A 16,264-nucleotide genomic window follows, 5' to 3' on the forward strand; every position below is an offset into this window, starting at 1 on the left:
CTATCCTTCCGCCGCCCCGCGCCCATCCAAAAATATCCGCCCCGGCAACGTAAACCCTCGCAACTTCAAAAGCGCCATCGGTCCGGCATCCAGTTCGGTGCGCAGGTGCCACGTCAGGCCCAGGCCATCGGGCGCCTTGAGCACCATGCGGTAGCGGCTGTCGCCATCGTCCAGCGCGGTGAACGTGGCCTGTTCCAGCAAGCGGATCAGCCCCCAGGCGCCGGCGTAGTCGGCGAACAACCGTTCGCCGGTGTGGACGCTGGTCCACGTCAGGCTGACGCCGGGGTAGTCGCTGCGCCCCGGCCAGCCGAAGCGCTGCCAGCGCTCCTTCTGGTTGAAGTAGTGGTGTTTCTCTCCGTTGAGGATGAAGGTGGTTTGCACCACATCGCGCACGCCTTTGCCGCTCAGTTCAAAACTCAAGCCCAGGCCGCCGTCGGTGTAGAGCACGTCGGCCAGATCGCTCAGTTGATTGACCGCCTCCAGGAATTGGGGATTGACGCGCAAACCGCGACCGTGGCGGGGATCGGCCACCCAGCGGTTGCCTTCCTTGCGCAACACGCCGCTCAACTGGCTGTGGAGAAAACGTTCGATGCGCCCCGTGTCGGCGCGGATCATTTGCCCCAGCATCGGCAACGAAGCATCGCTGGCCGTCGCGGCGAAGGGATAACGCCCGGTAAAGGCCGCGTTCCAATGCTCGACGATCGAACGCCGCCACTGGCTGTTGAGGCCCGCCGCCGACGGTTGCAGCACTCGCTGCCAGGCCTGCTCCAGCGGTTGCACGAACAGCGTTTCGCCCACGCCGGCCCATTGCGCACCGAGGCTGGCGGCCATCAGGCGGCCATAGGATTGGGTATCGGTGAGGTCGATGCCCCGGCCCTGGAACACCGTCTGCGCCAGGGACTGGGTCATTTCCATGGGGTCGCTGGCCGTGTTGATCTGTTGCAGTTTCAGGCGCACGCGGGTCACTTGGGTGAGGTAGGCCTGGAGGCTCAAATGGTCAGCGCCACCCTTGCCCAGCAAGGCCAACAACGGGCCGAACGTCGGATCCAGCGGGCCGCTCGGCAGGTCGGCCAGCGGGTCTATGGGAGGGGCCTTGTCCGGGCCGATGAGCTTGTGCGCGGACCTCATCAGCGAGTCGCCCAGGGCCGGGACCCGGGTGCCCGCCTGCCCTTGATAGGCCAGGGTATTGATCAACGCGAGCAACGGCGATTGGCGCACGTCGCTCATCAGCGTCAACTGGTCGATGACCTGTTCCAGGCTTTTGGGTTGATTGCCCCGCAGGCTGTTGAGAAACACCAGCCAGGCGCCCGCGTAGTCCTTGAAATAACGTTCGGTCAGGCGCGCCTTGAGCTCGCCGGGCGTCAAGCGCACATCGATGTCACCGGGGCGATCACTGAGCACCCAATCGATTTCTTCGCGGCGCGCCTGGGTGATGTCATCGATGGCCTGGCGCACCTGGCCCTCCCAGGCCTGGCGCGTGAACACTCCCGGCACGCTGGCCTTGCTGGAAAACAACCCGGCGGCTTCGGTGTCGCCCACCATCTGTTGCAGGCCCAGGGCTGGATAGTACGGGGTGGCGTCGTCCAGCACCCGTTGATACAGGCTGGCCTCGGCGTTGCGTTGGCCCAATTGGTCGAGCAGTACCTGGCGCACCTGCGCCACCAACCGCGGGTCGGCCTCGATGCGCCAGTCCGGGTGCGCGGCCAGTTGCTCGGCGTAGAACTGCCACAGGTTCGGTGCGAGGATCTGCCAGAGCCCTGGCGAAATTCCGTCACGCGTGGGTTCGGCGTGGCCCAGGGTCTTGACCAACAGGGGCGCCTCGGCTTTGTCCGGGCGCGCCATCATCAGGTAAGCCTTGAGCTGATCGTAGGCCATACGCGTGCGCTCAACGCGCTCGGGGCTGCCCGGCGCCAGCTTGACCAGCGCCTCCAGTTGCCCGCGCAACCTCGCCGCCGCCGGGTCGCGCACCAGGCGGTTATTGGCCTCGACATACCGGGGCCACAACAGCTCGAGCAAGGTTTCATTGCGGTTCAAGCCAAAGCGCTGGTACCACGGCGCACCGGACACGACACGGTGATCCAGGCGAGCCAGCACGTGGACGAGCGCTTCGAGCGCCAACAGTTGCTCCTCTTGGGTGGATGACTGTTGCAACGCCGTTGACAAGGCCTGCGCCTCGACGATCTGCGCCCGATTGCTCACAAAGGACAGCGCCATCCCCGCGCCCCACACCAGCGCCAGGCCCATGAACAGCCCATAGACGACTCGCGGCGCGCCCCACCCCAACCGCGCGCCGACGGCCTTGTCGCGCTGCACGCCGTGCCACGCCGGGTCCGGCCACCAGAAATGCTCGCCGTCAGCGCTTTGCGTCACGCGCAGTGGCAGGCTGAACCACAACCCTCGCAGCATCACCCCCGGGTTGAACCCACTCAACGACGGCGCCAGCGCCTGCCGCCAACGGGCAATGCCCTCGGCCTGCAAATCTCGGGACAGGCGCAGCAGGAAATCGTGGTGCATCCGCTTCTTGATCTTCATCTGGGCAAAGCCCTGGCAACGCAACGGCTCGACCAGATCCTCCAGGCACGCCTCCAGCAGCGACGGCGTCACCTTGGCCGGCAACAGACAACCCACCGGCTGGCTCTCGCGCCCGTCCTGGGACCAGCCGCTCTCGCACACCTGCCACAAGTGCAACGGCAACCGTCGGCGTAGCCGCCGAGCCAGCCCCTGCAACTGCCGCATGCCCTTGGCCAGCGCCACCGCATCGGTGCTTTGCGGTTTGTCCAGCGCCCAGACCACCCCATCCAGCGCCCGCCAACGGCGTAGGGTGAGCCATGGGTTCAACAGCGGGGTTTGCAATTCTTCCTGGACGCTGCCGCCCCATAGCAGCACGGTGCGTTCGCCTTCGAGCCATTTCTTTTTCGCCAGCTCCGGGGCGATGGCGGCGATCTGGGTGGGCTCGCCGACGATGAGCAGCAGACGGACCTTGTGGCGCCAGAGGGGGCCGTATTGGAAGTGGAGGTTTTCGCGTAGCCTGGCCAGCTTCTCTTCGTCGTCTTTCAAATCCGGCTGTGGATTCAATCGGGACGCAGCGACGCTGCCAATGCCTCCCGGCGTGGTCCGCTGCGCCTGGCGTACCGTCAAACGATCCCAGGCCAATAAAATCATCGGGCAGAACCAAAAGAGCGCAACCCATGTCCCCAGCCCCCACAACATCAATTGCTGGAACCTGACTGGCGGCAATTCCAGGTGATGGCCCGCCAAGCGATACAGCAGGCAACCGAGCAGCACCATGAATGTCATGACCAGCAGGTAGCCTGACCCCAACCCTATCAATGAGCCCTTGGGCTCGCCGTTATCCCTTGCCATGAGGTTTTGCCACTCCAATTGCCAATCGTTTGTCCGCATCCTGGCTCAGCCAGCCACAGGGCTGTCCGGCCTCCTTTGCATGCAACAACGCCAACGACATGCCGATAAACGGCGCCAGATGCGCCAATTCACCCCAGTGCGCTTCCAATTGATGCTCGATCGCCGACCAGCCGCCGGCCATGAAGGCTTGCTGGCTGGCCTGGTCCATGGCCAGACAGGTCGGCGGGGCTTGCAGCCCGGCATAACGCTGCATCTGTGCGCTGAGCTCAGCGGGGGGGTCGTCAGTCTCGCCCGACAGGTATTCACCACGATGCAACAGCTGCCGCCCTTGACGACTCACCACCCACAGAAAACCACCTTCGCCAGGTGGCGTTGCTGCTTCGGCGCCCTGCACCGAAACCACCCCGGCGCACAGCAGCCAGTCCTCGGCGTGACGGCATTCTTGATTGAATATGTCGATCAGTTCGTCCAGGTCCGCCAGGTTTTGCAACGGCAAGCACACCTTTGGCAGCTCGGTGCCGTGGCTGCCCAGCACCTTCTCGAAGGCAGCCAGTTCGATTTCGTCGCCCGCCCAGACAATCGCCCGCAACCTCGGCCACCGCTCCAATATTCCGGTTTGCTCAAAAACCAACCGAGCCAGGTGTTGCGCCAGCGCCGGAGCACGCTCGGCGGACTGGCTGAGTATCACCGGGCAATTCAATGACGGCACCGCAGCCTTGGATCGCGCCATGGGCGTCGGCAGCGGCGTGTCGTTCATCAGGCCCCGATAGTGGATTTGATCATCACCGGCCGGCCCCAACACCAGCACCTCTTCCACCGGCAACCCCAGGCTTCGCCAGCGCCACCAGCGCTGTGTGTCGTCGTCCTGGGTGCGGCGAAATACGTCGCGCCTGAACAAGCCGATCTGCCATGGCAACACCCGCAACGACAACGCCAGCGCCCAGCTCAAGGGCAACACAGCGCTCCACAACCACAATGCCAGGCGTGGCTGATCTTCGGGCCAGAACGGCACCAGGATTGCCAGCTGGACAACCCACAGTAGCGGCAACGCCAGCCACCAGCGGCCCCAGCGCGGTTCCCTTGGCTGGGCGAACGGCGGGTAACGCGGCGGGCGATTCATGGCTTCACCGATATAAACGACAGCGCCAAGGAGCTGACCAACGTACAACCGCAATCGCAGCGGTACCCGTCCAAGGCCAACAACTGCCCGTTGAAGCTGAACCCTCCCGCGCCTTGGGCGATGCGATTCTCGCCGTGCTTTTCGCAGCGGACCTTGTCCCCCATGCAGGACAGCGGCCGGCCGATCGCCAGGAAACGACCTTCGAGCACTTTGCCGCCGAAGGGGTGTAGAGAGTCGCCTATGCGGATCACGGGCATCATGGCGCCACCTCCCCATCAAACTCCACCAGCACGCCGGCGAGCCGCAGCATCTCGTCGGTCCGATCGAGGCGCTGCAGATAGTCGTCCTGGGCGATCTGTTTCTTCTGCTCGATAACCACTTCGCCGATATGGCGCGTCGGCTGCAAAATCTTTTCCGCCCCCGGCAGAAACGGCACTACCGCCCCGCTGACCTGGTCGATCACCTGATAACCAATGGTCGCCGCGCCCATACCGGCCGCCACGCCACCCACCCCGCCCAGCGTGCCGCTGCGCTTGATGCCATACACCGTGGCGCCCGCCAGCACCGCCACCCCCAGCATCCGCCCGGCCACCACCACCGGAGACAGGTCACGACTGTTCTCATTGCCGAAATAGGTCATGCGATAAAAGAAGTAGCCGGCCCATAGCTCACGGGATGCCAACTTGTCGTGCATGAACCAGGCCCGTGAGTCGTGGATGTGGTCATCGAACAACGCCACCAGCAGCGCCAGGCCAGGGTCCCGGCTGGGCCTGCCGAACCTGTCATCGAACAGTTGCTCGTAACGCAGCTCGCCCGCCGCCTTGATGCTGGCGTGGTCGCGCACCTCATCGTTCTCGTTGAGCAGATAGATCGTGTCGCGCATGACCACGTCCAGGACCGTACCGTACTTGCTGGTTTGTTTGCGTTCGATATCCAGATAGTCGTGCTTGAACTCAGTGGCGGCCTGGCTCAGTTGGGTCTGGTCGATCTGCGGTTCGTAGATCGGCGGGCCGGGATGATTCATCGCCGCCACGGGTTCTTTCTGGCGGTTCTTCAGCACGGTCCGTTTCTTGTCTTCATACTCGCTACGCTGTTGGTCCGTATCGTAGGCCGTGGCTTCCTGGGCCTCGGTGAAGAAAGGTTGATGCTTGTAGCTGTCGTCGTATCGATAGTGATCTTCAACCTGCTCGCGGTCATTGGCATAGCGGCCGATGCGCCAGCCGGTGATCCAGCCCAGTTGCTCGGCCAGGGTGTCTTCGACGGTGGTCGTGAGCAACAAGGGGTGATAGCCGTCAGTGGAAATGCTGCCCTGGTCCTCGGGCGGGGTCGTTTGCAGGGTCTGGTGGTGCCAGGCGTTGAAGCGTTCGATGACTTGCTGATTGACCACAAACTCTCCCACTGTTTGTGGCCCCATCTCACGCCATGATTTTTGTGTCTCAAGGTTCTTCGGCAATGCCGCTTCCGGCACCTGTAACGGAGCTCCGGCGGCAAATGCTGCTGCGTACAGATCGTGCAAAACGATCTGCGACACTAGCTCATCCGTACCGCCACGCGCCTTGCCCTGGTCGTTTTTCGGGTACCCACCGCCCACATCGGAGTGCACGCCGGGGTACACCACTTCATAGGTATTGGATGGGTAATTGCCATCCTCGTTACGAACCGAGTCCAGTGGGAAACAGGCACGTTGTTCGAAGGCCGCCACAAAGTGCCGGCAGCATTTGACGAAATCGGGAAATGTCTTCGCGTCCGGCAGGAGCTGGGTGTCATCGGCCCAGTCCATGTGCCCGGCAAAAAACGGCGTGACATGGGCGATACCCACCGACGCCACGGTATCCAGCAGGCCGAGGAACTCGATGCTCACCGGCAGGCCCAGTAAAGTCTGTTCCGGTTTCTCGGCCTCATCCGGCGTGTCGAACAGCTGGCTCAGCCAGCTCACGAAAGTGCGCGCTTGCGCCGCGCCGCGGGAAAATCCATAGACGAAGAGCTTGACGCCCAGGACTTCAGGCCTGGCTTGACGGACATGGGTTTTCAGGGGTTCCAGCAGGCCCTGCATGACTTGGCGCCGCCGACCAGCGCCGAAGATGCTCATCATAGGAGCTATGTACGTGTCCATGGACTCGACGGCTTTTGCTCGACGATCTTGGGACAATGGCTTTTTGATCAGGGCTGTATGCAAGGCATCAGCCAAAGAAACAAGGGCCCAATTGATACGGTTTTCGCCACCTGTGGCGAACTTCAACCCCTCCTCGCTGTAATCCAGCTCGCCGATTTCCGGAAAAGGTGTGCCTACGCCGGGCATGTAGTAAGAGAAATACCCTCTCTCTTTGGCATCATCGTCTTGAATTGACGCATGAAACAGCTTGGCAATATTACTGGGATGTCCTTCCTTGGTATCGTTGTCCTCGTTGTTGTTGGTCCCGTCAAAACAAGCTGATGTGCAAACTGTAGCAGCACGCGGAGTGCCGCTTTTGCCCTCGGGCATTGGTCGTTCGACGAAAAGCATTCTTCTCTGCAGTTTGTTTATCGTAGTTCTCGGTCACCTTTCGCATCTCTACGGGCAGACGTCCCCCGACGGGAAAAATCGGCGGCGCCCAAGCCTTAGCCTTAGCCTTCGAGTTATTGAGTTTTACTTCGGGCATGTGGAGGGCTCCTTTATTTCCAACAGTTCTTTGATAGGATAATTGGGTTGACCGTATACCGCACACGCGGTAGTAACCTTGAGTCGATTACAAGTCAGGAAATGCACTTTCAGATCACAGGACTCCGTCCCCAGCCATTCCGGAATTTCTACCGTAGCGCTATGCCGCCGGTAGTTAGCCGAATGCTTGGCATATGCTTCGCGAAACTCAATTGAGGTGACCGAAGGTAATTTTGCGTGTCGATTAGGATCCACCTCCCATTCAATATAAGCCTTCAACCCTGGACGCCATTTGGTCGGCATAATGATGCAACATGAACTGCCTCCTCCCCCGTCCGCCCTATATCCGTTAACCGACAACCAATTGATCGCATTCAACGTATGGTTAACGGCTTCTATATTCCCTCCCGCCATCTCGTTGTCCGCTGAAGAACACCCATGTAGCATCAATCCCAGCGAGGCATAGAGCCCCTGCGACGCCCACCTTCTGAGCACCAACAACGGCCGCACTCTGTATGCCCTCGAATTAGTTTCTATTTCGGGCATACGGCAGGCTCCTTCATCTGTTTTTTTTCTTTGATGGGATAGTTCGGCTGGCCGTACACCGCACACGCGGTAGTAACCTTGATTTGATTGCAAGTCAGAAAATGCACTTTCAAATCACAGGATTCCGTTCCTGGCCATTCCGGGATTTCTACCGTAGCGCTATGTCGCTGGTAGTTAGCCGAATGTTTGGCATATGCTTCGCGAAACTCAATTGAGGTGACCGAAGGTAATTTTGCGTGTCGATTAGGATCCACCTCCCATTCAATATAAGCCATCAAGCCCGGGCGCCATTTGATCGGCATAACAATGCAGCATGAACTGCCTCCTCCTCCATGAGCCCTGTAACCGTTGACGGAAAACCAATTAATCGCGCCCAAGGTGTGATTGACGGCAGCCAAGTTCCCTCCCGCCATCTTGTTGTCCGGTGAAGAACACCCATGCAACATCAACCCCAGCAAGGCACAAGAACCTCGCACTATCGATTTGCGGAACATCAACTGCTTCATGGAAAAGTCCTTTTTATCAACTTCCTAAATCACGCAAAAAACCGCTTCGTCCGGAATCTTTTTTTTGCATGCGATCCGTTATGCAGCAATAGCCACCGCGACCATTGCCGGTCCTCCCTGGAGCTAAAAAGCGCAGTTGCGCACATACTCGCTGAGATCGTTGAAGTAATTCTCTTTGTTCGCCTTTACGACCAGCCGATATAACAACGCGAAACGCTGCTCCTGACTTTCCTCAAGCTGATCAAATTGGCCGCTATCAAAAAGCTGCTGCGCATCGGAGATGCATCCGATCAGGTCGCATTGCTCATCACTCAGTTCGACGGTGGGCGGTATGTCGATGCGCCCCCGTGTCTGGCTGGCGCCCCGTCGCCATTGCGGCTGGCCGTCCCGATCCAGCCAGCTCCAGTAACTGACAGGGAGCAGGAATTGGAGGCGCTGTTGGTCGCTCAAGATGGAGGAAATCAACAGAGGGAAGATTCGCGGGTCGTAGTACCGCAACAAGCCTGGCTGCCCACCCCAATTCATTTGGGACAAGGTTTGCAGGGCCAGGCTGAGCGCGTCGAAGGGCAACGGGGAGATCGCGACCAACAGCCGGGCATCGGCTGCACAGTGAGTCATGAGTTCTTCCAGCCAGGCTCGATGTTGCCAATGCGCCAGATCCAGCCGCATCAACAGCGGCGCTTGCTCCAGCAGGTTTTCCTCCGGTGTACCGGTAAACAACGAATGCCATGCTATCTCTGGCGTTATTTGTTTCAGGGCCGGGATAGCGCAGCTGTCCCAGTCGGACTGGTCCAGCAAAAGGTCCACTCGCTGTATGTCCGCAGTCACGCAGACGTGTTCTATCTGCTGTTGCCATTCGCTTGGCGCTGCCATGTATGTATTCCTTATTTCAGCTTTCACGCGGAAGAATTCCCACGGCGTTTTCGCGGGCCATCTCCAGGCATTCCTTGCACACCGATTGCGGCAAATCCGCCAGTGCAAAAGATTGCCCGGCAGGCAGTTCCCAGACGTGCTGCCCCTTGAGGTTCAGCTTGCCGGGGCTATGGATATCGATTGCGCCGGTCGGGGTAATCCGAATGAACCCACCCCCACACGCCAGGGTGAGGCCATTCTTCGCCGTCACCTGCACATGCCCCTGCACCGACTGCACGGTGATGTCCTGCTGGGCTTTCATGCCCAGCCCATCGCCGTGGGATTCGATGTCCAGGGGACCTTTGCCGGAGACCAGGCGCAGGCCTTCCTGTTGGGCCAGCAGCGAGATGCCCTGGTTGGCGTGGGCCGATAGCCGCTTGGCGGCGGCGAGGTTGATTTCGTTGTGGCTTTGCAGGTACAGCGCGTCGCCGCTCTTGAGCAGCAGGCTGGCCGGGGTGACGGCGCCGATGCCCTGGGGGGCGCTGAGCAGGATGGCGGCGGCCGAAAGGTCTTTTGCGTCGGCCTGGAGTTGTTCCAAGCCGCGCAGGTCGGGTTTGCGGCTGTGGTGGGCCTGGGCGATGTCCTGCCATTCGGCCATCTGCTGTCTGGCACCTTCGACCTGGGCGGTGGCCGGGTCCATGGTGAGGACGTCGCCCTTGGCCTGGGTTTGCTCATCAGCACTGATAAACACCCCCTTGCCCGCACGAAGGGCGCCATGTCCATCGGTGCGCAACTCAAACCCTTCCCCCCGCTTCGTCTGCTCGGCATCCACCAGATGCCCCAGGTTCAACTGGCTCTTGCCGCTGTGCTCGGTGCTGAGCTTGATGTGCTCCTGTCCGCGGGTGTCGTCCATGCGCAGTTTGTTGTTGCTCGGGGTGCGCAGCACGTTGCGGCGCTCGTTGCGGGCGGTGACGGGGTCCGGGTGCCGGTCGTCGTGCAGGGCGTGGGCGATGTAGGGGCGGTCGGGGTCGCCGTGCTCGAAGGCCACCGCCACTTCGGTGCCGGCCTGCAGCGGGAAATGCAGGCCGTGGGTGTCGCCGCCGTAGGGTCGGGCCAGGCGCAGCCAGGCGCTTTCGCGGCCGGCTTGCCAGGTGTCGCGGTCGAACAGGAAGCGCACCTTGTAGCGGCCCTCGAAGTCGAGGTCAGCGTACGGCGGGTTGACTTCCGGGTGACTGACGCGGGCGGGAATGGTGCCGCTGATGCGCGGCTTGGGCGGCAGCGGTGGGCGAAAGCACACGGTTTCCGAGTAAGGAATCGCTTGGAAGGTGGCGATGAAGCTGCGGTCCCGGGCCGCTTCGGTGCGCAGGCTGACGATCACCGCGCCGAACTCGAAGGCCTGGGGCGCGCCGCCGGTGATTTCGAGCATCTGGGCCGGGGCCAGGGTAGCGCTGCTGGTGGTGCCGCTGAGGCGGGTCTGGTCGTTGAGGTAGAGTTCATGGCGCAGGCGCGCGTAGAAAAAACCACTTTCGCTTTGCAGGTCCTCGTCCAGGGCGTAGCGCTCGCCCAGCACCGTGTAAGGTTCGCCGTAGTGATAGGCCTCGCCGTAGGTGCCCTTGGCGCGGCGGGTATGGTCGACCTCGCCGTCGAGGAATGCGTAGGCCTCGCGATGGTGGTAGGCGCGAAAGTTGATGTTTTTTTCCACCACCTGGTGGGCGGTTTGCAGGTGCCAGACCGCGTCCTGCTCGTTGGCGCACAAGCCGGACGGCGGGCGACACGGCAATTTGACGCCGCGCTGGTAGTGCCGCTGGTCGTCGTGAAACTCTACCACGTCGATGCTCAGGCGGTCATCGCTGACGACGCGGTACCAGATGCCGACATCGGCCAACAGGCGCTCGATGAAGGCCAGGTCGCTTTCGTCGTATTGCATGACCTGTTCACGCCGGGGGTAGTCGCGCACCACATTGAAATAGAAATGCTGGCCCCGGAAATCATGGCGCGTGCGCAGGATGTGTTCGACGATCTGCGGCACCGACTGGTGCTGGTAGATCCGAAACTGCTTGCCCCGCGCCAGCAGCGCGAAACGCGGTTGCAACGTGATTTCGTAGCGGGCTTCGTCGTTGGAGCCGGACAGGCGCTTGAACGCCGTGATCGCGCCATTGAACGTGCGCAGCGGCTTGATCTCCGGCGGCGCGAAGCCCTTGGGCGTCGGCGGTGGCGGCAGCGGGTAAAGACTGAAGTAGGCATCCCGGTTGAGCAGGTCGGTGACCACCAGGTCGCGCTCGGTGCAGGTGAATTCGATGCGGTAGTGGTAGGGCCGGCTCAGGTGCTCCTCGCCGATGAAGGCCAGGACGTCGAGATGGGCTGTGAGGTCGCAGACGCTCAGAGTGTGGCGGCTGTGGTCGAAGAAGGTGGGCCGTTGATCAAGCATGTTGCCGATCCCCCCAGGCGTTTGCAGCCGCTTGTTCCAAGAGGGAACGTGACGGGGCAAAAACCGTGTCGGCGTCGCTTTGATTGAAATCGAGTTGGTGCTGTTCAGATCGGTCTGCTGGCATGACTTCCCTTGGTGCCCGCGTCTTACGCGGGATTGGTTTTCAAGGGCATTCAGCGTGACTTACTTCAGAGGGTTGTTCCATCGAGTAACAACGGGTTCGGCGACGTTTGGGAAGCGTCCTATAGGGGAATATCGCAATCCCTTAGGAAATGACCCACACGGGGTTCATTGCCGCCATAAAAAAGGGCCACCCGAAGGCAGCCCTTAAAAAACTAGAGAGGTTTTTTGCTTACACGGCCGCGACAGGACGCATGTAAGAGATGGGTGCGGTGCTGGCGTCTTCGAACGTCACGACTTCCCAAGCATCTTTCTGCTCAATCAACTTGCGCAGCAGCTGGTTGTTCAGTGCGTGGCCGGACTTGAAGCCCTTGAACTCACCAATCAGGCTATTGCCCAGCAGGTAGAGGTCGCCGATTGCGTCGAGGATCTTGTGCTTGACGAATTCGTCTTCATAACGAAGGCCGTCTTCGTTCAACACGCCATCGGAGTCGACCACGATCGCATTTTCAACGCTGCCGCCGAGTGCGAGGTTGTGCTTGCGCAGGTACTCGATGTCACTCATGAAACCGAAGGTACGGGCGCGGCTGACTTCTTTTACGAACGAAGTGCTGGAAAAATCCACGCTTGCACTCTGGGTGCGGTCACGGAAAACCGGGTGATCGAAATCGATCTCGAAGCTCACCTTGAACCCTTCGAAAGGGACGAAAGTGGCGCGCTTGTCGCCGTCTTCCACTGTCACTTCCCGCAGGATGCGGATGAATTTCTTGGCCGCGTCCTGCTCTTCCAGGCCAGCCGATTGAATCAGGAATACGAAGGGTCCGGCACTGCCATCCATGATCGGGACTTCGGACGCGGAGAGCTCGACGTAGGCGTTATCGATGCCCAGGCCAGCCATGGCCGAGAGCAAATGCTCCACCGTGTCCACTTTGACGTCACCGTTGACCAGTGTGGTCGACATAGTGGTTTCACCGACGTTTTCCGCGCGAGCAGGAATCTGCACCACAGGGTCGAGGTCGGCACGACAAAACACGATGCCGGTGTCGACAGGCGCGGGCTTGAGGGTCAGGTAGACCTTCTCGCCGGAGTGCAGGCCGACACCTGTGGCACGGATAATATTCTTCAGGGTGCGTTGTTTAATCATGGCATGGGCCGCTTCAGCGCAAATTGCGAACTGGTATCAACAAAGGCTGGCGATGATAGCAGACCAGACCTTTGCTGAACACCAATCACCCGTATACCCCTGATACATTCCATCAATCGGCCTGACGACGCAGGAAAGCCGGGATGTCCAGGTAATCCAGATCATCTTGCGGATTCAACTTCGCGGCAGTCGCAGCACCGGCCTGGGCCTGGTTGCGCATGACGGTCGGACGGTCCAGGTCACGGTAGTTCACCGCAGGCGTTTCCTGACGAGCGGCAGCTGGCTGCTGTGGCTGCGAAGCCATGGCAGTCTGCACGGTGTTGTCGATCACCTTCATCGGCTTCTCGATTTTCGCGCCCAGGCCAGTGGCAACCACGGTCACGTGCAGCTCGTCACGCATGTCCGGATCGATCACGGTGCCGACCTTGACCATCGCGTGGTCGGAAGCGAATGCCTCGATGATGCTACCCACGTCGGAGTACTCGCCCAAAGACAAGTCCGGACCGGCGGTGATGTTCACCAGGATGCCGCGGGCGCCCTGCAGGTTTACATCTTCCAGCAGCGGGTTGCGGATGGCCGCTTCGGTGGCTTCGCGAGCACGGTTCGGACCGCTGGCGCAGCCAGTGCCCATCATTGCCATGCCCATTTCGGACATCACGGTGCGCACGTCGGCAAAGTCGACGTTGATCATGCCTGGACGCTTGATGATGTCGGAGATACCGCGAACGGCACCGGCCAGTACATCGTCAGCCTTGGCGAAAGCCGACAGCAGGCTTGCGTCTTTACCCAGGATGGTCAGCAGCTTCTCGTTGGGGATGGTGATCAACGAGTCGACGCTTTCGCTCAGCGCGCGGATGCCTTCATCGGCGATCTGCATGCGCTTGCGGCCTTCGAACGGGAACGGACGGGTCACCACCGCAACGGTGAGGATGCCCATTTCCTTGGCCACTTCGGCAATGATCGGCGCTGCACCGGTACCGGTACCACCGCCCATGCCCGTGGTGATGAACACCATGTTGGTGCCGGCCAGGACTTCAGCGATGCGCTCGCGGTCTTCCAGGGCAGCCTGACGGCCAACCTCGGGATTCGCGCCGGCACCCAGGCCCTTGGTCACGCCGGTGCCCAGTTGAAGGATGGTCCGCGCGCCGATGTTTTTCAGCGCTTGAGCATCGGTGTTGGCGCAGATGAATTCGACGCCTTCGATGTTGCTCTTGACCATGTGGTTGACAGCGTTGCCGCCGCCACCGCCGACACCGATTACTTTGATAACCGGGCTAGCGGGGATGTTGTCTACGAGTTCGAACATGTTCCCTCTCCTTTCATTCTCTAGTTTTTTCGCCTACTGCGTTTTATTGCCGTCTTGCAACGCCGAGCCTGAAACCCGGCGCCTGAAGCTTGAATCTTTAGAAATTGCCTTTCACCCAGGCCTGGAGCCGCTCGAACAGCGGAGCCTTGGGCTCGTCGCTGCTGTAGCTATCGCGGCTGCCAATCCCCGAGAACGAGATCCCGTCGGATTGCTTCTGCAGGCCGTACATCAACAGGCCCACGCCGGTGGAATAGATCGGGTTGCGGACCACGTCGTCCAGCCCCTTGACGCCATGCGGCACGCCCAGGCGCACCGGCATGTGGAAAATCTCTTCGGCCAGCTCGACCGCGCCTTCCATCTTCGACGTACCGCCGGTCAGCACGATGCCGGCCGGGATCAGGTCTTCGTAGCCACTGCGACGCAGTTCGGCCTGGATCAGCGTGAACAACTCGTCGTAACGCGGCTCGACCACTTCGGCCAGCGCCTGGCGCGACAGTTCGCGCGGCGGACGGTCGCCGACGCTCGGCACCTTGATGGTTTCACCGGCACCGGCCAGTTTCGCCAGGGCGCAGGCGTAGCGGATCTTGATTTCCTCGGCGTACTGGGTCGGGGTGCGCAGCGCCATCGCGATGTCGTTGGTCACCTGATCGCCTGCAATCGGGATCACGGCCGTGTGGCGAATCGCGCCTTCGGTGAAGATCGCGATGTCCGTGGTGCCGCCGCCGATGTCCACCAGGCATACGCCCAGCTCTTTCTCGTCGTCGGTCAGCACCGAGTACGCCGAGGCCAGCTGCTCGAGGATGATGTCGTCGATTTCCAGGCCGCAGCGGCGCACGCATTTCTCGATGTTCTGCGCGGCGTTCACCGCACAGGTCACCACGTGGACCTTGGCTTCCAGGCGCACGCCCGACATGCCCAGGGGCTCGCGCACGCCTTCCTGGTTATCGATCACGTAGTCCTGCGGCAGGGTGTGCAGCACGCGCTGGTCGGCCGGAATCGCTACGGCCTGGGCCGCGTCGAGTACGCGCTCGAGGTCGGCGGAGCTGACTTCGCGATCACGAATCGCCACGATGCCGTGGGAGTTCAGGCTGCGGATGTGATTGCCCGCCACGCCGACGAACGCCGAGTGGATCCGGCAACCGGCCATCAGCTGCGCTTCTTCGATGGCGCGCTGGATCGATTGCACGGTGGACTCGATGTTCACCACCACGCCTTTTTTCAAGCCGCGGGACGGGTGTGTACCGATTCCGACGATGACCAGCGTGCCGTCGTCCGCGACCTCGCCTACCAGCGCAACCACCTTGGAAGTGCCGATATCCAGACCGACGATCATTTTCCCGCTTTGCACGTTTGCCATGGGTCCTGCCTCTTCTTAATTCTTCGCGACGGCGGGTTCGGCCGTCGTCGGCGCTACAGGTTCCCGCCAGCCAACAGCGAGGCCGTTGGCGTAGCGCAGATCGATGCGCGCAATGTTCGTAATCTGTTCTTTGAGCGTCTTGTCATAGATGGCGATGAAGCGGCGCATCTTTTCCACCAGGTTGCCGCGCCCGAGCAGCAGCTCGATGCCCGGCCCCGAGCTGCCCGCGCCAGTGGTCAGGAACCAGCTGCCGCGTTCACGCAATTCCAGGCGCGCGATGGAGAAGCCCAATGGCCGCAACATCTGGCTCAACACCTGGTATTGCTGCATCACTTGTTGCTGGGCCCGCTGTGGACCGAACAGTTGGGGCAAATGTTCATAATTGGCCAGTTCCCGTGGCGTAAACGCCTGGCCCTGGTTGTTCAACAGCGACTCGTCGCCCCAACGGGCCACCGGCAATTGCTCTTCCAGGCGGATCGACACCTGGTCCGGCCACACTCGCCGGACTTCGGCGTGGGCGATCCAGGGCATCTGCTCCAGTTCCGTGCGCATGCCCGCCAGGTCGATGGTGAAGAAGCTCGACGCGACGAACGGGGCAATCCGCTGCTGCACCGCCTGCTGGCTGATGTAGCTCAGGTCGCCCTGGACATTGATCCGGGCAATCGGCCGGTCGGCATAAGGCAGCAACCGTTGCGCGCCTTCATACGTGCCGAACCCCAACGCCACCAGCAGCACCGGCCAGAACAGGCTCTTGAGAAAACCAAAATTGGCTTTCGGCAAGCGCGCCGACATCGGCTCTTTGGCCACCATTCGGCTGGCACCCCGCGGCACCGGCTTGCGACCGGGTGCGGATGGCTGATGACGAAGCGATGCGCCTTGCATGG

The 16,264-nt window shown here is 61.2% G+C and carries 11 protein-coding genes and 1 pseudogene; all 12 read right to left on the bottom strand.

Features of this window, described 5'->3' with window-relative positions; all coding sequences use genetic code 11:
* Positions 1 to 3,363 carry an ImcF-related family protein gene (locus J3P81_RS20070; protein WP_434560511.1) on the bottom strand — a complete coding sequence of 1,121 codons (3,363 nt, stop codon included), beginning with the start codon at positions 3,361 to 3,363 and terminating at the stop codon, positions 1 to 3.
* On the bottom strand, positions 3,350 to 4,483 hold the full coding sequence (locus J3P81_RS20075; protein ID WP_434560513.1) for a hypothetical protein: 1,134 nt from the start codon (positions 4,481 to 4,483) through the stop codon (positions 3,350 to 3,352). The genes J3P81_RS20070 and J3P81_RS20075 overlap by 14 nt, the downstream gene beginning before the upstream one ends.
* Positions 4,480 to 4,743 carry a PAAR domain-containing protein gene (locus J3P81_RS20080; protein ID WP_434560515.1) on the bottom strand — a complete coding sequence of 88 codons (264 nt, stop codon included), beginning with the start codon at positions 4,741 to 4,743 and terminating at the stop codon, positions 4,480 to 4,482. The genes J3P81_RS20075 and J3P81_RS20080 overlap by 4 nt, the downstream gene beginning before the upstream one ends.
* Positions 4,740 to 7,122 (bottom strand): annotated as a pseudogene (locus tag J3P81_RS20085) (T6SS phospholipase effector Tle1-like catalytic domain-containing protein). Before J3P81_RS20085 ends, J3P81_RS20080 begins: the two are co-directional and overlap by 4 nt.
* Positions 7,110 to 7,568 carry a DUF3304 domain-containing protein gene (locus tag J3P81_RS20090; protein ID WP_420767941.1) on the bottom strand — a complete coding sequence of 153 codons (459 nt, stop codon included), beginning with the start codon at positions 7,566 to 7,568 and terminating at the stop codon, positions 7,110 to 7,112. The pseudogene J3P81_RS20085 and the gene J3P81_RS20090 overlap by 13 nt, the downstream one beginning before the upstream one ends.
* 86 nt (positions 7,569 to 7,654) lie before the next feature.
* On the bottom strand, positions 7,655 to 8,161 hold the full coding sequence (locus J3P81_RS20095; protein WP_434564145.1) for a DUF3304 domain-containing protein: 507 nt from the start codon (positions 8,159 to 8,161) through the stop codon (positions 7,655 to 7,657).
* Between the two features lie 135 nt (positions 8,162 to 8,296).
* Positions 8,297 to 9,046 carry a DUF4123 domain-containing protein gene (locus tag J3P81_RS20100; RefSeq protein ID WP_434564146.1) on the bottom strand — a complete coding sequence of 250 codons (750 nt, stop codon included), beginning with the start codon at positions 9,044 to 9,046 and terminating at the stop codon, positions 8,297 to 8,299.
* Positions 9,047 to 9,062: 16 nt separating this feature from the next.
* Positions 9,063 to 11,453 carry a type VI secretion system Vgr family protein gene (locus J3P81_RS20105; protein ID WP_434560517.1) on the bottom strand — a complete coding sequence of 797 codons (2,391 nt, stop codon included), beginning with the start codon at positions 11,451 to 11,453 and terminating at the stop codon, positions 9,063 to 9,065.
* 352 nt (positions 11,454 to 11,805) lie between these two features.
* Positions 11,806 to 12,717 (bottom strand): UDP-3-O-acyl-N-acetylglucosamine deacetylase, encoded by a 912-nt coding sequence (gene lpxC, locus J3P81_RS20110; RefSeq protein ID WP_095106092.1) that lies wholly within the window; start codon positions 12,715 to 12,717, stop codon positions 11,806 to 11,808.
* Between the two features lie 112 nt (positions 12,718 to 12,829).
* Positions 12,830 to 14,023: a cell division protein FtsZ gene (gene ftsZ / locus J3P81_RS20115; RefSeq protein WP_434560519.1), complete on the bottom strand. Its 1,194-nt coding sequence runs from the start codon at positions 14,021 to 14,023 to the stop codon at positions 12,830 to 12,832.
* Positions 14,024 to 14,120: 97 nt separating this feature from the next.
* Positions 14,121 to 15,380: a cell division protein FtsA gene (gene ftsA / locus J3P81_RS20120; protein WP_003205342.1), complete on the bottom strand. Its 1,260-nt coding sequence runs from the start codon at positions 15,378 to 15,380 to the stop codon at positions 14,121 to 14,123.
* Between the two features lie 15 nt (positions 15,381 to 15,395).
* Positions 15,396 to 16,262, bottom strand: a complete 867-nt coding sequence (locus J3P81_RS20125) for a cell division protein FtsQ/DivIB (protein ID WP_042729561.1) — start codon at positions 16,260 to 16,262, stop codon at positions 15,396 to 15,398.
* Positions 16,263 to 16,264: the final 2 nt, after the last annotated feature.

This window comes from Pseudomonas sp. R1-6 (assembly GCF_051132115.1).
Lineage (GTDB): Bacteria > Pseudomonadota > Gammaproteobacteria > Pseudomonadales > Pseudomonadaceae > Aquipseudomonas.